The organism is Arthrobacter castelli DSM 16402 (genome assembly GCF_000430705.1).
GTDB classification, from domain to species: Bacteria; Actinomycetota; Actinomycetes; order Actinomycetales; family Micrococcaceae; genus Arthrobacter_C; species Arthrobacter_C castelli.
On the sequence record NZ_AUMN01000006.1, the window covers coordinates 157364 to 176114 of the forward strand.

The 18751-nt window shown below is 64.5% G+C and carries 17 protein-coding genes and 1 tRNA gene; 11 read left to right on the forward strand and 7 right to left on the reverse strand.

From position 1 onward, the window contains the following. Window positions 1–10: 10 nt before the first annotated feature. Window positions 11–1033, reverse strand: coding sequence for an AAA family ATPase (locus H535_RS24410; protein ID WP_051298901.1), 1023 nt, complete (start codon window positions 1031–1033; stop codon window positions 11–13). Window positions 1034–1206: 173 nt separating this feature from the next. Here H535_RS24410 and H535_RS0108890 point away from each other — a divergent pair, with 173 nt between their 5' ends. The 5 genes from H535_RS0108890 to H535_RS0108910 all read left to right on the forward strand — a co-directional run bounded on the left by H535_RS0108890 (window position 1207) and on the right by H535_RS0108910 (window position 7507). After that, entirely contained in the window at window positions 1207–2184 is a 978-nt protein-coding gene (locus tag H535_RS0108890) for a TatD family hydrolase (protein WP_035768888.1), read from the forward strand. A 229-nt stretch (window positions 2185–2413) separates the two neighbouring features. Then, entirely contained in the window at window positions 2414–3637 is a 1224-nt protein-coding gene (locus H535_RS30200; protein WP_026819277.1) for a resuscitation-promoting factor, read from the forward strand. A gap of 40 nt (window positions 3638–3677) precedes the next feature. Continuing rightward, a complete protein-coding gene (gene rsmA / locus H535_RS0108900; RefSeq protein WP_026819278.1) occupies window positions 3678–4577 on the forward strand; it encodes a 16S rRNA (adenine(1518)-N(6)/adenine(1519)-N(6))-dimethyltransferase RsmA in 900 nt (299 codons plus the stop codon). Continuing rightward, entirely contained in the window at window positions 4574–5536 is a 963-nt protein-coding gene (locus H535_RS0108905) for a 4-(cytidine 5'-diphospho)-2-C-methyl-D-erythritol kinase (RefSeq protein WP_051298872.1), read from the forward strand. Before rsmA ends, H535_RS0108905 begins: the two co-directional genes overlap by 4 nt. A gap of 93 nt (window positions 5537–5629) precedes the next feature. Continuing rightward, a complete protein-coding gene (locus H535_RS0108910) occupies window positions 5630–7507 on the forward strand; it encodes an ABC-F family ATP-binding cassette domain-containing protein (RefSeq protein ID WP_026819280.1) in 1878 nt (625 codons plus the stop codon). A 427-nt stretch (window positions 7508–7934) separates the two neighbouring features. On the opposite strand, the gene H535_RS28965 is transcribed toward H535_RS0108910, so the two are convergent. Together H535_RS28965 and H535_RS0108915 are read right to left on the reverse strand one after the other, a co-directional pair. Further along, window positions 7935–8303: a hypothetical protein gene (locus H535_RS28965; RefSeq protein ID WP_155838628.1), complete on the reverse strand. Its 369-nt coding sequence runs from the start codon at window positions 8301–8303 to the stop codon at window positions 7935–7937. Between the two features lie 798 nt (window positions 8304–9101). Continuing rightward, complete coding sequence (locus H535_RS0108915) at window positions 9102–9293, reverse strand: hypothetical protein (RefSeq protein WP_026819281.1); 192 nt, start codon at window positions 9291–9293, stop codon at window positions 9102–9104. Between the two features lie 425 nt (window positions 9294–9718). On the opposite strand from H535_RS0108915, the gene H535_RS29915 reads away from it, so the two are divergent. Next, entirely contained in the window at window positions 9719–11053 is a 1335-nt protein-coding gene (locus H535_RS29915; protein WP_245580236.1) for a TipAS antibiotic-recognition domain-containing protein, read from the forward strand. A 28-nt stretch (window positions 11054–11081) separates the two neighbouring features. Here the strand turns inward: H535_RS29915 and H535_RS0108925 are convergent, their stop codons facing one another. Then, window positions 11082–11564, reverse strand: coding sequence for a GNAT family N-acetyltransferase (locus H535_RS0108925; RefSeq protein ID WP_026819283.1), 483 nt, complete (start codon window positions 11562–11564; stop codon window positions 11082–11084). 116 nt (window positions 11565–11680) lie between these two features. Between H535_RS0108925 and H535_RS0108930 the strand changes: the two genes are divergently transcribed. Together H535_RS0108930 and H535_RS0108935 are read left to right on the forward strand one after the other, a co-directional pair. Beyond that, window positions 11681–12517 (forward strand): hypothetical protein, encoded by an 837-nt coding sequence (locus H535_RS0108930; protein WP_026819284.1) that lies wholly within the window; start codon window positions 11681–11683, stop codon window positions 12515–12517. Window positions 12518–12599: 82 nt separating this feature from the next. Next, window positions 12600–13358, forward strand: coding sequence for a hypothetical protein (locus H535_RS0108935; protein ID WP_026819285.1), 759 nt, complete (start codon window positions 12600–12602; stop codon window positions 13356–13358). Here H535_RS0108935 and H535_RS0108940 read toward each other — a convergent pair. The 3 genes from H535_RS0108940 to H535_RS0108955 all read right to left on the reverse strand — a co-directional run bounded on the left by H535_RS0108940 (window position 13340) and on the right by H535_RS0108955 (window position 15426). Beyond that, entirely contained in the window at window positions 13340–13936 is a 597-nt protein-coding gene (locus tag H535_RS0108940; protein WP_026819286.1) for a TetR/AcrR family transcriptional regulator, read from the reverse strand. The genes H535_RS0108935 and H535_RS0108940 overlap by 19 nt on opposite strands. Before the next feature lie 333 nt (window positions 13937–14269). Continuing rightward, the gene (locus H535_RS24415; protein ID WP_051298874.1) at window positions 14270–15043 is read right to left on the reverse strand and encodes an RES domain-containing protein; all 774 of its coding nucleotides are present in this window, start codon (window positions 15041–15043) and stop codon (window positions 14270–14272) included. Next, complete coding sequence (locus tag H535_RS0108955; protein ID WP_026819287.1) at window positions 15043–15426, reverse strand: hypothetical protein; 384 nt, start codon at window positions 15424–15426, stop codon at window positions 15043–15045. Before H535_RS0108955 ends, H535_RS24415 begins: the two co-directional genes overlap by 1 nt. 596 nt (window positions 15427–16022) lie before the next feature. On the opposite strand from H535_RS0108955, the gene H535_RS0108965 reads away from it, so the two are divergent. From H535_RS0108965 to H535_RS0108975, 3 genes are all read left to right on the forward strand, one after another. Continuing rightward, window positions 16023–16094: transfer RNA gene (locus tag H535_RS0108965), tRNA-Gln, on the forward strand. A 52-nt stretch (window positions 16095–16146) separates the two neighbouring features. Then, complete coding sequence (glmU, locus tag H535_RS24420; protein ID WP_081416547.1) at window positions 16147–17709, forward strand: bifunctional UDP-N-acetylglucosamine diphosphorylase/glucosamine-1-phosphate N-acetyltransferase GlmU; 1563 nt, start codon at window positions 16147–16149, stop codon at window positions 17707–17709. Further along, window positions 17706–18686, forward strand: coding sequence for a ribose-phosphate diphosphokinase (locus H535_RS0108975; RefSeq protein WP_026819288.1), 981 nt, complete (start codon window positions 17706–17708; stop codon window positions 18684–18686). The genes glmU and H535_RS0108975 overlap by 4 nt, the downstream gene beginning before the upstream one ends. Window positions 18687–18751 lie beyond the last annotated feature (65 nt).

Below are 18751 nucleotides of genomic sequence, written 5' to 3' on the forward strand. Positions count from 1 at the left end.
CCGCGCCACCTTATCGGTGTTGCTCGTTGCGACGGCCGCCGGGGGCCACCGGCAGTTTGGCCAGGATCGACTCGAGCACCGTCGACGGGCTTTCGCCGGCGCTGGCGGCCTTGCGGTCGAGGATCAGCCGGTGCCCCAATACGGCGCCGGCCACCGACGCGACGTCGTCGGGCAGCACAAAGTCCCGCCCGGACAGCGCGGCGCTGGCCTTGGCCGCACGCAGCAGTTGCAGCAACGCCCGCGGGCTGGCACCCAGCCGCAGCTGGTGATGTTCCCGGGTGGCCTGGCCCAGAGCGACCACGTACTCCTTGACCGCAGGGGCAGCGTAGACATTGCGGACGAAATCGATCATCGCCACTGCCTCTTCGGAGCTGATCACCGGCTTCACGTCGTCCAGCGGCGAGACAGACTGGTGGGTCTGCAGCATTTCGATTTCCGCCTCGGTGTCCGGATACCCCATCGAAATCCGTGCCATGAAACGGTCCCGCTGCGCCTCGGGCAACGGGTAGGTCCCCTCCATCTCGATGGGGTTCTGGGTGGCCACGACCATGAATGGTTCACCGAGGATGTAGGAGTTGCCGTCAACGGTCACCTGGTGTTCCTCCATGCATTCGAGCAGGGCGGACTGGGTCTTGGCGGAGGCACGGTTGATCTCGTCTCCAATGACGATGTTGGCGAAGACCGGTCCGCCGCGGAATTCGAACTGGCCCGAGGCCTGGTTGAAGATTGACACTCCGGTGACATCGGTGGGGAGCAAGTCCGGGGTGAACTGGATCCGGTTGACCGAGCAGTCGATCGTCCTCGCCAGGGTCTTGGCCAGCATGGTCTTGCCCACTCCCGGCACATCCTCGAGCAGCAGATGCCCCTCGGCCAGCAGCACGGTCAAGGCCAGCCGGGCGGCTTCGGCCTTGCCGTCGATGACGGTGCTGATCAGGTCCAGAATCCGGCCGCTGGCCCGGTGAAAATGCTCGGCAGCTTCGTCCCCTGTTGCCGTGTCCCCCGTGCCGGTGCTGACCACCGGTTCCGGATCCATCGTGCGGTGGTCGGAGTCCATGGACACCCCTTCCATGTTGAACCGGATATGTCCCCTATTGGTTCAGATTACCCGCTCAACCGCACCGGCGTGCAGAATTCTCCTCCATTGATACCGTTACCAACGCATAGGCTGGCAGATGTCGCCGGCGTCAGAAGGGAAGAACGATCATCATGAACCCCCAGCACTCAACCACCGCAGGGACGATTCCGGCGGCCTATCGCCGCGGCGAAGACGAACCCGGCGACGGGCTCGACGGCGGCACCGGCGGCGGCAAATCCCGGGGCAGTGTCGACGGGAACGGCCAGCGTCGGGTGCTCGATTATGCGCCGGCGCCTCAGCCGTTGGAACATCCTGTCATCGACAACCACACCCACCTCGATTTCCGCGACGGCGGCGTTGAAGTCTCAGTCAGCCAGGCCATGGATGCCGCGGAGGCTGTCGGAGTGGCCGGGGCCGTGCAGGTCGGGTGCGACCTGGAATCCTCCCGCTTCACGGTCCAGGCGTTGGAGACCGAACCCCGGCTGCTCGGCGCGGTGGCCATACATCCCAACGAAGCGCCGCTGATGGCACGCGACGGCACCTTGGAGGCGGCGCTGGCCGAAATCGAGCAGTTCGCCGCCCACCCGCGGGTGCGGTGCATTGGCGAGACCGGACTCGACTACTTCCGCACCGCCGACGACGGTATCGAACGGCAGCAGTACTCCTTTCGCCGCCACATTGACATGGCCAAGCGGCTGGGGCTGGCGCTGCAGATCCACGACCGGGACGCTCATGACGACGTGGTGCGGATCCTGCGCGAGGAAGGGGCGCCACAGCGGGTGGTGTTCCACTGCTTCTCGGGGGACGCGGCCTTGGCCCGCATCTGCAACGAGCAGGGATGGTATGTTTCTTTTGCCGGGACTGTAACGTTCAAGAACGCGGCCAATCTCCGTGAGGCACTCGCCGTCACAGACCCGGAGCGCATGATGGTGGAGACGGATGCTCCGTTCCTGACTCCGCACCCGTATCGTGGCAGGCCCAACGCCAGCTACATGGTGCCTTACACCGTGCAGGCGATGGCCCGCGAACTGCAGGTCGATGCCGGTGAACTGGCGTCGCGGCTCACCGCCAACACCGAGGAAGTCTACGGTCCCTGGACTCAGGTTTGATCCATTATCACATTTCGGTTACGGTAAGGCACTATTAGCCGGGGTCGGGGAAGGCCTTGCGGGCTAAGAACTTTTCATCAGCGACGAGGTTGGACGTTTCCGTTCGTGCGCCCAAACCCGCTGCAGCCGCATGCCGGAGTTGATCTGTTGCGCCGCAGTGCCGTCAGGGCCTGCAGCGCGGTCCCGGTGCCTTTCCCGTGCCTGGACACTCGCGAGGACATGGGGACGTATGAGCCGTGGCGCACAACGCGTATTGAAGTGGACGACTCAGGCATCGGTGATGGCCGCCTTGGCCCTGGGGCTGATTGCCTTCGTCGGCATCAACAAGGAAGTTGTTGTCACCGTCGATGGCCGGACCACGTCGGTGACCACCGTCGCAGGCACGGTCGGAGCGGCACTGCACAGCGCCGACATCGAAATTTCCGCCCGCGACAAGGTGCAGCCGGCACTCTCCGCCACCGTGCACGACGGCAGTCGGATCAGCGTCAAGACCGCTAAAAAGGTCCAGGTTGAACTCGACGGCGCCGAGCGGACGGTGCGCACCACCGGCTCGACCGTAGCGGACCTGGTCGATGAACTCGATGTTCCGGCCGAAGCGAAAGTTTCCGAGCCTGCCACCACGGTGCTTGCCTCCAGCGGCGACTATGTGGAAATTTCCATCCCCAAGCAGGTTCACGTCGTCGTGGACGGGCAGATCCGCAGCGAAACAACGACGGCGGCAACGGTCGGCGGGTTGCTGGATTCAATCGGCATCCGGCTGGACCAGGACGACCGGGTCTCGGTGTCGGACCGGACGCCGGTGATCGAAGACATGGCCGTCAAAATCACCCGTGTCGACAACGCCGGAAAGGACACCGTGGAAGAGGGCATCGCCTTCGACACGGTGGCCGAAGAAGATCCGGACCTGCCCGAGGGCAAGCGCAAGGTGGTGCGCACCGGAGCGCCGGGCACATTGACCAAGACGTACACGGTGACCCGCCTTGACGGTGAGGAAGTCGGCCGGTCCCTGGTTTCCAAAGAGGTCACAGCCGAGCCGGTGGCCCGAAAGATCGCCATCGGCACCAAGGAACGCCCCGAACCTGAACCCGAGGCGGAGCCTGAGCCTGCAGTCAAGACGGCGTCCAACAGCGGCGGCGACAGCAGCGGCGGCGGTGACAGTGCGGACACAGCCGGCGGCGGGGCAGCCGGGGCCACGGCCGCTGCGGTGTCGGGAGTGTGGCAGTCACTGGCTCAATGCGAATCGGGCGGGAACTGGTCGATCAACACCGGTAATGGCTACTACGGCGGGCTGCAGTTCAGCCAGAGCAGCTGGCTGGGCGCCGGCGGAGGCAAATACGCGCCGCTGCCGCATCTGGCCAGCCCGTCCGAACAGATCGCGACCGCCAAGGTGCTGAAGCAAGGCGGCGGCTGGGGCCACTGGCCGTCCTGCGCCTCGCAACTGGGCCTGCTCTGAACGCCCTCACCGGCACGGCGCAAGCCGCTAGGATGAACGGGTGAACCAGCGCGACGAAACCTCCCGGCCGGCGTCGTTGGCGGGCACCCTGCTGGGGCCGGCCGACGTGCGGGCGTTGGCCGACAGCCTCGGCATCCGCCCGACGAAAACCCTGGGGCAGAACTTCGTCATCGATCCCAATACCATTCGCCGCATCGTTAACACGGCGGGAGTCGGGCCTCACGACGTGGTGCTGGAGGTCGGCCCCGGCCTGGGCTCGTTGACGCTGGGGTTGATGGACGCTGCCGCACGGGTGATCGCCGTCGAAGTCGACCCGGTGCTGGCAGCCAAGCTCCCCGAAACGGCAGCTCACTGGCGCCCGGAAGCGGCCTCCCGCCTCGACGTCGTCGAAGCCGACGCACTCAAGCTCACCACGCTGGAAGCGGAGCCGACCGCCGTCGTCGCCAACCTGCCCTACAACATCGCCGTGCCGGTGGTGCTGAATCTGCTCGCCCGGTTCGAGTCGCTGCAGCACTCACTGGTGATGGTCCAGGATGAAGTCGCCGACCGGCTGGCGGCCAAGCCGGGCTCGAAGATCTACGGCGTCCCGTCGGTGAAGGCTGCCTGGTACGCCGATGTCCGCAAGGCCGGGGTGGTGGGCCGCAATGTTTTCTGGCCGGCTCCGACCATCGCCTCCGGGCTGGTCAGCCTCACCCGCCGGCAACCGCCGCAGACCAGCGCGGGCCGCGAAGAAGTTTTCGCCGTGATAGACGCTGCCTTCGCCCAGCGGCGCAAGACCCTCCGCGCCGCGCTCGCCGGCTGGGCCGGAAGCGGCGCCGCGGCCGAAGAGGCCTTGGTCCGTGCCGGTGTTGATCCCGTCTCCCGCGGTGAAGTGGTCGATGTGGCCGGCTTCGCGCGGATTGCCGGGCACCGGCCGTCCACCGCGGGAAGCGGCGCATGAGCGATGCAGCCGACGCCCTGACGCGCACAGCGTCGCCTGACGCCGTGCGCGTCAGGGCGCCGGGCAAAATCAACGTCTGCCTGCGGGTCGGACCGCCGCGCGACGACGGATACCACACCGTGGCCAGCATTTACCTGGCGGTATCGCTGTACGAGGAGGTCACCGCCACCCGCAGGCCCGGCGGGGCGATTACCGTCAGCGTGGGGATGGACTCAGGGCCCGGGCCGACCGTTCCGCTCGACGGGAGCAATCTGGCCGTCCGGGCCGCGGCAGCCCTGCAGCACGCGTGCCAGGTCAGCGCCGGGGCGCATCTGGACGTGGCCAAAAGGGTGCCGGTCGCGGGCGGTATGGGCGGCGGCTCGGCCGATGCCGCGGCCGCGCTCGTCGCCTGCAACGCACTGTGGGGATGCGGGCTCGACCCGATGGCGCTGTCCCGGCTGGCCGCCGGTCTGGGCGCCGACGTGCCGTTCGCACTGCTCGGCGGTGCCGCCGTCGGCCTCGGCACCGGCGAGCGGCTCACGCCGGCCGCAACGACGGGGCTCTTCCACTGGGTGCTGGTTCCCGCACCGGCCGGACTGTCCACCCCCGCCGTGTACCGAGAGCTGGACCGGATGCGGGCCGAGGCAGACACGCCGGCGGATCGGCGTGGTCCGGACGCGGATGAAGCCGTGCTCGGCGCCCTCCGGAGTGGTGATCCCAATGCGCTGGCGCCGGTGCTGCACAATGACATGGAACCGGCCGCATTGGCGTTGGCCCCCGCCCTTGGCGATATCCTTGCAATTGGCCGCGACCGTGGTGCGCTGGCAGGCATGATCTCCGGTTCGGGCCCCACCGTGGCATTTTTGAGCCGTGACGAAGACGACGCGGCCCGGCTGGCACAAACGCTGACCGACGACGGCCCGGGCGCAATTGCGGTGCATGGGCCCGCGGCCGGGACGCAGTTGCTGTCCGGCCCGTAGCAGCATCGGTCAGCCCCACTGGCAGCGGCAGAAGCCCGCGGCGCCGGACAGCAGCACCGAACGACAGCAATCCGATCGACGAAAGTAGTATCCGTGGCACACTTGCTCGGCGGTGAGAACATCACCATGTCCTACGGGACGCGCACCATCCTCAATGGCGTCTCGCTGGGCATCGATCAAGGCGACCGGATCGGCGTCGTCGGCCGCAATGGTGATGGCAAGTCCACGCTGATGCGGTTGCTGGCCCAGCGATCGACTCCCGACGACGGCCGGATCACCAGTCGCCGCGATGTCAGTGTCGGATTCCTCGACCAGTCCGATGTGCTCGACAGCACGCTCGATGTCGGCACCGCCATCGTCGGGGACGCCGCCGACCACGAATGGGCCTCCAACCCCAAGATCCGCGACGTCATGGGCGGGCTCGTCTCCGACGTTGACTGGCATGCCGCCGTCGGCGACCTCTCCGGCGGACAGCGGCGGCGGGTGGCGCTGGCCAAGCTGCTGATTGCCGACGACGACGTGCTGATGCTGGACGAGCCCACCAACCATTTGGACGTCGAAGGCGTCGCCTGGCTGGCCCGGCACCTGAAGCAGCGCTGGCGCGCCAACGACGGCGGCATGCTGGTGGTCACTCACGACCGCTGGTTCCTCGACGAGGTGTGCAGCCGGACGTGGGAGGTCCATGACGGGTTGGTGGAGGCCTTCGACGGCGGGTACGCGGCCTATGTGCTGGCCCGCGCCGAACGTGACCGCGCCGCCGCCGTCGCCGAAAACAAGCGGCAGCAGCTGGTGAAGAAGGAACTCGCCTGGCTGCGGCGTGGCCCGCCCGCCCGCACCTCGAAACCGAAGTTCCGTATCGATGCGGCCAACGCCATCATCGCCGACGAACCCGAACCGCGCGATACGCCGTCGCTGCGGGCCATGGCCACCTCCCGGCTGGGCAAGGATGTGCTGGACCTGGAGAACGTGTCCTTGGACTACAACGGGAGCGAAGGCGGCACTGTCACCAACACGGCCGGCACCGTGCGCAATGAGCTCTTCTCCAACATCACCCTGCGGCTGGCACCGGGGGAGCGGGTCGGCCTGGTCGGCGTCAACGGCGCCGGCAAGACCACGCTGCTGCGGCTGCTCAATGGGGAAGTGGAACCGACCAGCGGCAGGCGGAAGCGGGGCAAGACCGTCCGCACGGCGGTGCTTTCCCAGGATGTCCATGAGCTGGACGAGGTGGCGCACAAGCGCGTCATCGAGGTGGTGGAACAGGAAAAACGGGTCATCACCGTCGGCAATAAGGAGCTGACGGCATCGCAGCTGGTGGAGCAGCTCGGCTTCACTAATCAGCGGCAATGGACCAAGGTCTCCGAGCTGTCCGGCGGCGAACGACGCCGGCTGCAGCTGCTGCGGCTGCTGGTGGGCGAGCCGAATGTGCTGATGCTCGATGAGCCGACCAACGACCTGGACACCGACACGTTGGCTGCCGTGGAGGACGTGCTGGACAGCTGGCCGGGAACGCTGGTGGTGGTCTCGCACGACCGGTACCTGCTGGAGCGGGTCACCGACCATCAGCTGGCGCTGTTGGGCGATGGAAAGGTGCAGGCGCTGCCCGGCGGCGTCGAACAATACCTGCAGCTGCGCGAAGGCGGGACGTCCAATGCGCAGGCCGGTCCGGGCGGGCAGGAATCGCCCACGGCTCCCATGGCCCCCACGTCCGCTCCGGGTGGATCCGGGCAGGACGCCGGTGCCAGCGAAGGGGATAAGCGGGCTGCCCGCAAGGACATCGCCCGCATCGAACGGCAGCTGACCAAGCTGACGGAGGCGGGCACCAAGCTGCACGCGCAGATGGCCGAAGTCTCCCAGCAGGAGCCGCTGGACTTGAGCCGGCTGGAGGAGTTGAACGCCCGGCTGCGGGAGCTGGAGGCCGAGCAGGGCCGGCTCGAAGACGAGTGGCTGACCGCCGCAGAGGTGCTGTCCTGAAGGGAAATTGAGCCGTTCCCGCCCGGTCCTTGTTCCTCCCGGGTAAAAAGAAGCGCTTTCGGCCGGTTAATACCTGCAACGCTCCGTTCTACTAATGGGCCGGGCAGTTCCGAACCGTCAACATGACTAAACAAGCCGGCGGCGGATTCGCGGACGTGACAACGGACGAAATCGATCGTTACCTGACCGACGTGCGTAAGCTTGTAACCGGTGCCGAGTGGGGCAGGCTGGACCGCGATGAGTTCGCGCGACAGGCAGCCACTGTTTTCGCTTACCTCAATACCGGTGGAAGTGCATTATCCTGTCGAGAATTATTCCCAGTGGCATAGCGGACCGCTGCAGATGGTCTCCCCAAGCACCGTCGAGATCTTCCACATGGGCAGTGGCAGAATTTGCATCATCGGGAGGACCCCGCCTACATCCTCACTTACCCAGCATTATGCAGGGCTTGCTCGCCCTTAGGCGTTATATCGATCATTGTATCCATTATCGGGCCTAAAGGATCATCGGGACGCTCAGTTTCAACGGTTTCTTTCAGTTTCTTGAGTATCTCCAAGTCACTCCCGCACCATGCTCGAAAATTCGCGTTCTTATACTCGCCGACTCTAATGTATTTTCTTTCTAGAAGGCTTTTAACCCAGTCATAGGCAGCTGCGTGGGGATCATCTACACCTGATTCGCGGCATAATTCAATAACCTTGGCATAAACGACCCAATCTTCGGTGGCTTGTGAAAGCAGCTCGATGCCCCATTTCGACAACGTTGAATTTCTGCTATTTGGGTTAAACTCAATCATCGAACGTGAACCTTATAAGATACACCGTTGGCGTTTATATCGATTGCGTACCCTCCGGACCTACTTGTAGGGCGGAACCCAAGCCTGGTCCCATCGTCCAGGTAAACAACGCTTGGAGTGACTTCAGTTGTTGTTCCGTCTATTAGTACGGCTTCGCCATGCACCATATATCCCACACCGCGTCGTTGTTCGGGGCCTGCCAGACCTGCCTACGGTTTATGGGGAACCGGTTGTCCAGGGTTCTTCTCATACTTTCAAAGCTTGGCCATCCGAATCTGCTATCAGAACACCAGCTACCTCCGGCTCGTGGAGAGACCCCTTTAGCTACGGAAGTCTGCTGATTGCTATTTGCATGTGGTTGCACAACACCTGCTGGTGTTGGTGCGCCCGCGCTCATCGACGCTCCTCCAAGGAGCATCGATGAACTAAGAACTACTGTCAATGTTGACCGCGTAAAGGTAGAGATGGTTTTGGTTTTCATATAATTCCTTTAAAAGTGATCTAGATGGTGGTCATATAACTATCTGCGGATGTAAACAGTAGTCTGAACGTATGGCAGAGACAGTCAAAGTTCAAGAGATCCCGGTTGATATTCGAGTTTCGCACGCGATTTCGTTCACGGGTATTGACTTCTAGGATTTGACGTGAAAACATCCGCTTGGCAATGTCTAAGATTCCGAAGATATGGGTACCGATCTCCCCGGTCGTCCAATCTTTCGGGTGTGATACCAAGGGTCTCTGACAGAGGTTCTTGGTACATCTTCCGGCGGGCGGCACGAATCGCAAACTGCAGGATGATCAGGACCGCTGGTGGGTTGTAGCGGCGCGGATCGCGGGGTATTCGCCGCGGACTCCTGCTGCGAGGTTGGCGTAGGTTTTGAACGTACTGATGTGAAAGTCGAGCATGTCAGCGAGGACTTTGGCAGGGAGGGCTCCAGCGATGCGGAAGCGGGCGGTCTTCTGGAGCCCTGAGAGACTGGTGCCGAGCATTCGACGCCACCGGGTGAGGAATTGCGGATCGCGTGGGGGTCCGGGCGCGTTGCCGGGAACCAGCCAATCCCGGCCAGCGGCATGCGGGTTTTGAGCGAGTTGGGCGCGGGCGGGTGAGGCGATCGGTCCGGAAAGCTCGAGAGGATGGTCGCCGACGGTTAATACAACGCCGTCGTCTGCACAGACTCGGAGCTGATTGCGAGGAGTGGAATCAGGCTTCAATGCTCAGTGGTCCTGATCTGGGACACTACGAACCCGTGCCCGATTCATTGGTTCCGGTCTTTCGGGCCATCGCGGTGGAGCGTGTCCGGCAGTCATAGGATGGCATGTGTTACGCGTTGCCCGGGGCAGCATCATCGATCTTTGGGATGGGGCCTCGCTGCCCGCTTGACCCTCACGTTGCGTGAGGGCCGAGGATGGGGCGCATGAGTGACTACTACGATGCTTTTGAGATGAGCCCGGTACCTAATGCCGGCCCGGACACTGTTCCGCCGGAGCCTTTCCGGGGAATATATGCAATGCCCGCCTTCGTAACGATTCCGACGACGGACTTGGCCGCGTCGACGGACTTCTGGATTCGTGGGCTGGGATTTATCGAGCTATTCAGCATCCCCGGCGGTGTTGTGCATCTGCGCCGGTGGGCATTCCAGGACGTGCTCCTGGTCCCGGGCCAGAGCGTTCCGGAGCAGACACCAGCGATGAGTGTCAGCTTCTCGTGTGTGCTCAGCCAGGTGGGTTCTCTGGTCGAGGCATGCCGTGCGCTGCGTCCGGACTCGGTCGATGGTCCACGGGATACTCCCTGGAATACCCGTGATGTTGAGGTGATCACGCCCGAGAACGCGCGGATTATTTTGACTGCGGCGAAGCGCTTTGACCCGGACAGCGAAGAGGCGCGGAGCCTTGCCGCCGTCGGGATCACCCCACCAGGTGCCGTAGCGGCGACAATGGGGAGCATGCATGATGTCACTGCTACCGATGGCCTGACTGTTGGCCAGGTCGCGACGCGTCTGGGAGTGACGGTCCGGGCACTGCACCATTGGGATGATATGGCACTGGCGCGACCATCGCTGCGCACGACTGCCGGATACCGGCTGTACACCGCCGGTGACCTGGAACGCCTGCACCGCATCGTCGTCTACCGGGAGACCGGCCTCGGCCTGGACAGAATCCGGGCCATCCTCGACGACTCGACCGCCGACGTGCCCGGCGCATTACGCGCCCAGCGCACCCAGGTGGCCGAGCGGATCGACCGTCTCCAGCAGCTCAACGCCGGACTCGATCGGATGATCGACGCCCACGAGCGCGGCCTGCTGCTGACTGTCGAACAGCAGGCCGCGCTCTTCGGCCCCCAGTGGAACCCGGACTGGCCTGCCCAGGCCCGCCAGCTCTACGGAGATACACCGCAATGGCAGCAGTACGCCGAACGCTCAGCCTCACGCAGTCCAGAGGAATGGCGAGCCATCGCCGACACTGTCGCTGATCTCGACCGTGCCCTCGGGGACGCGGTGGACGCCGGCGTCGTACCTGGCAGCCCGGAAGCGAATCAGCTCGTCGAGCGGCACCGCGAAGTGTTCACTTCATCGTTCTTTACCCTCACCAGGCAGATGCAGGTCTGCCTTGGCCGAAAGTATGAGACCGATCCGGAATTTGCCGCCCACTACGATGGCATCCGCGCCGGCCTTGCCACCTGGTTCCGTCAAAGCGTCGATGCCAGCGCACGCGCGCACAGCATCGACCCCGACACCGCCACCTGGCAGTAGAGCGCGGGCAGGGAAATCCGGCCTGCGATCACAGGTGAAGCAGTAACGTGTCGGATCCTCCGGTTCTGCCGACGGGTATGGACCCGGCCCGGACATAGAGCGCACGAGCCCGGTTGTCGTCCTCGACGCTTAAGCTCACGCCCTGATGATGCCGGGCAGCGGCTTGAGCGATGACTGCGTCAAGCAGGGCGCTGCCGATGCCCCGGCCCCGGCAGGCCGGCCGTAGGCCGATGCTGAGTTCGGGGATACCATCGGAGACGTAACCGTAGCCGGGATCGACGGCGTCGAACACGCGGCACCAGGCAGCCCCGATGACGGCCGAGTCATCGTCGGCGACAGCGACGGTTCCGAAGTCTGTGGGACGGGGCCAGCCCGTCACGTAGTGGGACAGCTCCGGGTCCGCCAGCAGCTGCTCGCGGGTGACGCGCTCCTGATCGTCCCAGTTCGCCGCACTCAGCAACGCGTCAGTCAGAGCCTCGCCGTCCAAGGGGCCAGCGTCTCGCAGGTGCATGAGACCAGACTATCCAAGGGCGGCAGGGTAGCGGCGGTTCTGTGGAGCGGAGTAAAATAAGCGCCACGCCGATCCACTCCTCGCAGCGAAGAATGGATGGTGTAAGGGAGGCCGTCATGGCTGGAACTCAAGAGTCCGCGGGCGGGCAGAACGGTCTGCGGGCCGCACCACCGGATTTCGACGCCGCCGCCGCGACGGAGCGCGAGCTCATTGACTACGGGTTGCCCCGTCGGCCGGATGCGTACACCCGGCCCGGCCTCGCGGCGCTCTGGGATGAGAGGGCACGCCGGTACCAAGGGTTCGGGCACCGCCGGGTCGATCCGGACGGCGTGTTCCCCGAGGTCGATCAGGTGACGGGCACGGCGGCGATCTCCCGACGTTGGACATGCGGCTACACGTTGAGAAGCTCCGTTCCCTTCGTCACCCTGCTGGCCACCTGGACCATCCCCAACCTCATGTATGTCCAAAGCCCGCGGCTGCCCATCGACCACTTTCACACCTACGTCTATCTCGGTTTCATCGACCTCCACATCGAGATGACAGTGAATCAGTCCCAAGAGGTGATCTGCTCGCCGCTATTGGGCCTGGACATCTCGCCGGGGGATGTGATGAGCGCAGTCATCTGCATGGGTGCTGAACCTCCCGGGAAGGCAACTGTCCTCGTTGCCAACGAAACGAGCGGCGAGACGGCCAATTCCAGCAGGGACACCGGCTATCCGCCGGCGGTGGAGATCGGCGCCGGGGTCGGCCGCGGACATCCCGACAATCCGGTTAGCTCGCTCGCGCGCTTCGGCATCGTCTACTTCGACGAGATCTCCGCGACGACGACGGACGGTGCGCGCTCGCTGCCGGACGGAGAAGCCATCACCATGGTCGATTCGTCCGGGGACACGCTCGCCAAGCCGGTCCGACTGCGGGACTGGGCCTTCAAGACCGTGTACGACGCCGACTGAACCCGCCTGCAACCTCGGCTGGAACTTCTGTGCTTTCCGGCAGTTCCGTGTGCAGATGTACCGATGATGCAAAACTAGGGACATGACTGATCACGCAGAGCCCGTCCGCCCGTTCGGAGCCGTTATCACCGCCGACGGCGATATCGAGTCGCTGCTGGCGCGGCTGGCCGATGCAGGAACATCGTCCGTCGGCTTTGAAGCGGGGCCGGGGAACATTGTCGGCCTGCATCTGGGAACTGTTCCACGACATGGCATCCGCGATTCCTTCGCCCAGCAGGGCATCAGCATCGAGGCGGTGGCCGCACCTGTCAATCTGGATGCCCGGTTGCCGGACGAAGGTGTCGTGGCCGACGTCGACGCATACCTGAAACTGACAGCCGACGTCGGCGCCAAACGCTTGAAGCTGGCAGCGGGCACGGTGCCATCCAGCAGCAACGGAGACGACGCCGGCTCCCGGCAGCCGGATCCTGGTGTGACGGCCCGATCGGAGCGGATCAGTCACCGGCTGGCCGCGGTGATGGGTCGCGCCGCAGACCGGGATGTGCAGCTGGTGGTGGAGAACAGCTCAGTTGCCTCCGGTGCCGAGGAACTGGCCGTGGTCCTGGAGGCCGCCCACACGCTGGCTCCGGATGCATCCGCCGGCGCGGCATGGAACGTGCGCCGAAGTGTCGCGGCAGGGGAGGAACTGGACTTATCAGCCAAGCTGCTGCGCCCCTACCTTGCCGGCGGTGCCGGATACATTCTGTGCGAAACAGCGGCGACGGCGACAGCGCTGCTGGATGCCGTGCCCGCGGTGGCAGATATACCGATCCTGATTGAGCCTCAGTCCGAGCGCAGCTGAGGATGGTGCCGCATCCCGCTCAAGCCATTCCATGCCAGGTTGACCACGTGGGCGGCAACGGTCCGTTTGTCCGGCTGGCGCGAATCGAGCCACCATTGTCCGGCCATGGCGACCATTCCCACCAGCATTTGCGCGTAGATGGCGCCATCCTCGGCGTTGAACCCTTGCTGTTCGAATTCGTCCGCGAGGATGTGTTCCACCTGCACCGTCACCTGCGACAACAGCGTGGAGAAGGCGCCCTCGTGCTGCGTGGGCGGCGCGTCGCGCACCAGTATCCGGAACCCGTCGGTGCGGTTTTCTATATAGTCCAGCAGGGCCAGCGCGGCGCGTTCGACCAGCACTCGGCTGCTGGCGTCGGCGTCCAGGGCAGCCGTGATGTCGCCGAGCAGGATGCTTGACTCGTGATCGACCACCCGGGTGTACAGCCGGTCCTTGGTGCCGAAGTGTTCATAGACAACTGGTTTGGACACTCCAGCGGTCAAGGCGATCTCTTCGATAGTGGTGCCATCCAGTCCCCGCAGAGAGAACAGGCCGCGGCCGACGTCGATCAGCTGTTCCCGCCGCTGCTGGCCGGTCATGCGGAATTTAGTGCCGGGTTCGGTCGGTCCCACAGTGCTGCTCACCTTTACATCCTATTCGCCGCCCGCAATCGGCATACACTCACTGGCCGCGGCATGTGCCGACCAGCTTGTGGCTGTACCCAGCATGCAGCACAGCGATTTCCTGCCGGTCCGCAACGTCAAGCACCGGCCCTTCAGCTTCCGGCTGCCGATACTTGGATGCTCACGATGCCAGGCCAGCTATGCGTGGACCGCTACACGTCAGGTGAGACCCATTCGCGCAGGAAGGTTCCTCCGTTCACCGACCACACCTGACCCGTCACACCCACTCGGCATCGTCGGAGAGCAGGTTCAGCGTGAGGTGATGCCGTGCTGTTCGAGCGCGAAGGCGTAGGCCGGGTGGCCGCTGTCGATCGTTTGCCCCGGGCTTGCTGTGACCGGATCATCTTCGAGGCCCACGTCGGCACGGCGCATCCAGAAGGCGAAGCACCAGCCATGACCGTCTCCGACCGCACCGTGTTTGGACGGGAAGCGGATACCCATCGGGTAGGAGCCGTCGTCGAGGACCTGTTCCCGGGCCCATGAGGCCAGCAGCGTGGTGATTTCGCGCCGGCCGCTGGTGATCTCCGCCAGGGTGAGGGTTTCCACGATATCCACTTCGTACAGCAAGCTGCCCAGCGCCGTATTCAGCGCTGAGATGGTGTACGCATGTGCAATATCGATCCATGGGCCAGAATCGAACTGCAGGCTGTATAGAAGACGGCCATCACGCCAGTTGGCTGGAATCCAGCCCGGAGCCATGTGCCCGTTGGCGTGCCACTGTTGTTCGACCTCACTGCGGATCACGTCAATCGGCGTATCGAAGAAGGCTGCGGTCTTTTCGAGGTGATGCTGGTGTGCGGCGGTCATCCTCGCCCATGACAGGGCTTCCAGAAATGCCGTTTGCGGGTCTTCGGCCGCGTAAACGGTCCGTCCGGGGGCGTCGAACCGGTACCAGGTGGAACGGTTGTCGGAGAGGAGTCCGCGTTCCGGGGGATTGAGGGGACCGTAGGATTCCTTGGCCACACGGTAGGCCGATACCGGTCCATCCACCAAGGCAAGTCCGGTCTTCGTGCAGATCCGCATTAACCAATAAATCCGTCATCGACCATCGCCGCTGCTGCCGCTGCCACCTCACGGAACCTGTCTTCCCTGATGGCATCAACCGGCGAATCGTGATCGAGCCACGGGTTGGCGCCGATGAACCACATCCGCGTCACGTGTTCACCTTCGGCTTCCGAGACAAGAACCCACTGTGTGTAGGCAAACTGCAGACGTTTCACTGCCGCCGCGTTTGGTGTCGGGCCGTTTTGCTGGGCCCACTTGTAGCTGGTCTTGCGGTCTTTGCTCCCTGCCAACGCCGCAACGAGCGTAGCACCGAGCGCCGCGTTCAAGCGGCGGACGATCTCTCGGATGCCAAGCCTGGCCGTTTGGGCGTGGGCTGCTCCGGTAGTGGCTTCGATGCTCATGTCACCCTGTCTCCCTCGCCGGTATATTCCCCAAACTACCGCAGAATACGCCAAAATGCACCATAAAGCGACGAATAAACTACCCATCGACGACACGTAAGACATCCACACGTGCTTGGTGCCGCTCAGGAAATGTCCCGGGAGCAATCCATGCGGCGGACCGGGCGGAACTGGCGCAGCTGGCGGCCAGCGTTCAGCACCTCATCCAGGACCGGCTTCAGCATCGAACCGGAATTGGTCCGCTGGGTGCCGGGACGAATCTTGTCGCCAACTACAGGACCAGACTACTGGCTGCCGGCCTCATCGAAACGGCAGGGTACGGCAAGGTCGACTTCGCCATCCCCGGGCTGCGCCAATACCTTCGGGCCAGCCCAATAGCGTGATCCGCACGAACCCAAGCGTCCGGTGGAATGAGATGAAAGCAAGCTCCCTTGTGCCAACATGAGATCTGAAACGTCCGTCGTCGCAGCGCGGGGTTGAACGTGACCGCGGATTGTCTGCAAGTCGCGAAACCCGCGGGCCACATGGCACACTGGTTTCTTGTGCACCCGAGCATGCTGAGCGGCGCCGTCGGCCCGTCGGCGGCTTCGGTACATTCCGCCCTGGTGTAATGGCAGCACCCCAGCCTTTGGAGCTGTGGAGTATAGGTTCGAATCCTATGGGCGGAACGGACGGACACCAAGTACGCCGTTGGTCGGATGAAGGTAGGAGCGCGCATCTGTGAGTTCGAGTGACACCGCAGCGGTGACGACCGGCGGCACCGGAAGTCCGGCTGCAGTCATTGTCCTTGCTGCAGGGGCCGGTACCCGGATGAAGTCACGGACCCCGAAAATCCTGCACCCGATCGGCGGCCTGTCCATGGTGGGTCACGCGCTCGCGGCCGCCCGCGGGCTGGACCCGGATGTGCTGGCCGTGACAGTGAGGCATGAGCGGGATCTGGTGGCATCGCACATCCACCAACTCGACCCCCAGGCCCTGATTGTCGACCAGGACGAAATTCCCGGCACCGGCCGCGCAGTCGAAGTGGCAATGGACGCGCTGGGCCACTCATTGTCCGGGACCGTCGTCGTCAGTTATGGCGACGTGCCGCTGCTGACCACCGAACGCCTGCAGGAACTGGTGCGCGCCCACGAGCAGGAATCCAACGCCGTCACCGTTCTCACCTCGGTGCTGGACGATGCATCCGGATACGGGAGGATCCTGCGGGCCGACGACGGCACCGTCACCGGCATCGTCGAGCAGAAGGACGCCTCGGAGGCGCAGCGCGCCATCCGCGAAATCAACTCAGGCATTTACGCCTTCGACGCCTCATCCCTGCGGGCGGCCCTGTCCCGGGTGTCCATGGACAATGCCCAGGGCGAAAAGTACTTGACCGATGTGCTCGGACTCGCCCGCGATGCTGGCGGGCGGGTCGCTGCGCAGGTGTGCGACGACCGGTGGCAGGTTGAAGGCGCCAACGACCGGGTCCAGCTCGCTGCCCTGGGCGCCGAGCACAACCGCCGGACCTTGGAGCGCTGGATGCGTGCCGGCGTGACGATCGTCGACACCGCCAGCACCTGGATCGACTCGACCGTCACCCTGGACGAGGATGTCACCCTGCTGCCCGGTACCGGGCTGCACGGACAAACCACTGTGGCCCGCGACGCCGTCGTCGGCCCCGACACCACGCTGGACGACGTCGACGTCGGAACCGGCGCCACAGTGACCCGAACCCATGGCTCCTCGGCCGTCATCGGCGCCTCCGCCGACGTCGGGCCTTTCGCCTACCTGCGCCCCGGAACCAAACTCGGCGCCGACGGAAAGATCGGCACCTTCGTGGAGACCAAGAACGCCGACGTCGGCACCGGCTCCAAGATCCCGCACCTGAGCTACGTGGGCGATGCCACCATCGGCGACCACTCCAACATTGGCGCGGCGTCGGTGTTCGTCAATTACGACGGCGTGGCCAAGCACCACACCACCATCGGCTCGCACGTGCGGATGGGCAGCGACAACATGTACGTCGCCCCGGTAGCGGTCGGCGACGGCGCCTACAGCGGCGCCAGTACCACCATCCGCAAGGACGTGCCCGCAGGCGCGCTCGCCATCACCGTCGCCCCGCAGCGGAACATGGATGGCTGGGTGCAGGCGAACCGCCCCGGCAGTGCCGCCGCGCAGGCGGCGGAAGCGGCACAGGCGCCCGGTGACACTGCCGACGGCACCGACACCGCCAACAGTGCCGGTGGTGGGCTCCAGGATTCTTCGACAGATGAGACAACTCCGCGAGAAAGTGATCATTCATGACCGGCATCAAAGCGCAGGGTGAGAAAAAACTGGTACTGGCCAGCGGCAGATCGCACCCTGAATTGGCCCAGGAAATTGCGTCCGAACTGGGTACAGAGCTGGTGCCGACGTCCGCGTACGACTTCGCCAACGGCGAGACCTACGTGCGGTTCGAGGAAAGCGTGCGTGGCTGTGACGCGTTTGTGATCCAGTCCCATCCCGCTCCGATCAACGAGTGGATGATGGAACAACTGATCATGATCGACACGCTCAAGCGGGCCTCCGTCAAGCGGATTACCGTGGTCTCGCCGTTCTACCCCTATGCCCGCCAGGACAAGAAGCACCGCGGCCGCGAGCCGATCTCCGCCCGCCTGATGGCGGATATGTACAAGACGGCAGGGGCCGACCGGTTGATGTCGGTGGACCTGCACACCGCCCAGATCCAGGGCTTCTTCGACGGACCGGTTGACCATTTGATGGCGCTGCCGCTGTTGGCCGACTACGTGCGGACCCGGGTCGACACGGACAATGTCACGGTCGTCTCACCGGATACCGGCCGCGTGCGTGTTGCCGAGCAGTGGGCTGAACGCCTCGGCGGTGCCCCGCTGGCGTTCGTGCACAAGTCGCGGGATGCCACGGTGCCCAATCAGGCAGTGTCCAAGCAGGTGGTCGGGCAGATCGAGGGCCGCCAGTGCGTGCTGATTGACGACATGATCGACACCGGCGGAACCATCGCCGGAGCGGTCCAGGTGCTCAAGAACGCCGGGGCGAAGGACGTCATCATCGCCTCCACCCACGGCGTGTTCTCCGACCCCGCGGCCCGCCGCCTGGCCGAATCCGGTGCCCGCGAAGTGGTGGTGACCAACACCCTGCCGATTCCGGCCGAGAAGCGGTTCCGCAACCTCACGGTGCTCTCCATTGCCCCGCTGATCGCCCGCGCGGTGCGTGAGGTGTTCGACGACGGCTCTGTCACCAGCCTCTTCGACGGCAACGCATAGCGGCAACGCATAAACGATTGCTCCCGGGGGTCGCGACCTGCAGCCAGTCCGGCACGCAGTCCCTA

Excerpts from the sequence above, each read along its gene's own strand:
- H535_RS0108955 (WP_026819287.1), bottom strand. The coding sequence starts at position 15,426 with ATGAGCATCGAAGCCACTACCGGAGCAGCCCACGCCCAAACGGCCAGG.
- H535_RS0108915 (WP_026819281.1), bottom strand. The coding sequence starts at position 9,293 with ATGCTCGGCACCAGTCTCTCAGGGCTCCAGAAGACCGCCCGCTTCCGC.
- H535_RS0108935 (WP_026819285.1), top strand. The coding sequence starts at position 12,600 with ATGACTGATCACGCAGAGCCCGTCCGCCCGTTCGGAGCCGTTATCACC.
- H535_RS0108975 (WP_026819288.1), top strand. The coding sequence starts at position 17,706 with ATGACCGGCATCAAAGCGCAGGGTGAGAAAAAACTGGTACTGGCCAGC.
- H535_RS24415 (WP_051298874.1), bottom strand. The coding sequence starts at position 15,043 with ATGCGGATCTGCACGAAGACCGGACTTGCCTTGGTGGATGGACCGGTA.
- H535_RS0108890 (WP_035768888.1), top strand. The coding sequence starts at position 1,207 with ATGAACCCCCAGCACTCAACCACCGCAGGGACGATTCCGGCGGCCTAT.
- H535_RS0108940 (WP_026819286.1), bottom strand. The coding sequence starts at position 13,936 with ATGACCGGCCAGCAGCGGCGGGAACAGCTGATCGACGTCGGCCGCGGC.
- H535_RS30200 (WP_026819277.1), top strand. The coding sequence starts at position 2,414 with ATGAGCCGTGGCGCACAACGCGTATTGAAGTGGACGACTCAGGCATCG.
- H535_RS0108925 (WP_026819283.1), bottom strand. The coding sequence starts at position 11,564 with ATGCACCTGCGAGACGCTGGCCCCTTGGACGGCGAGGCTCTGACTGAC.
- H535_RS29915 (WP_245580236.1), top strand. The coding sequence starts at position 9,719 with ATGAGTGACTACTACGATGCTTTTGAGATGAGCCCGGTACCTAATGCC.
- H535_RS24410 (WP_051298901.1), bottom strand. The coding sequence starts at position 1,033 with ATGGATCCGGAACCGGTGGTCAGCACCGGCACGGGGGACACGGCAACA.
- H535_RS0108930 (WP_026819284.1), top strand. The coding sequence starts at position 11,681 with ATGGCTGGAACTCAAGAGTCCGCGGGCGGGCAGAACGGTCTGCGGGCC.
- H535_RS0108905 (WP_051298872.1), top strand. The coding sequence starts at position 4,574 with ATGAGCGATGCAGCCGACGCCCTGACGCGCACAGCGTCGCCTGACGCC.
- H535_RS28965 (WP_155838628.1), bottom strand. The coding sequence starts at position 8,303 with ATGATTGAGTTTAACCCAAATAGCAGAAATTCAACGTTGTCGAAATGG.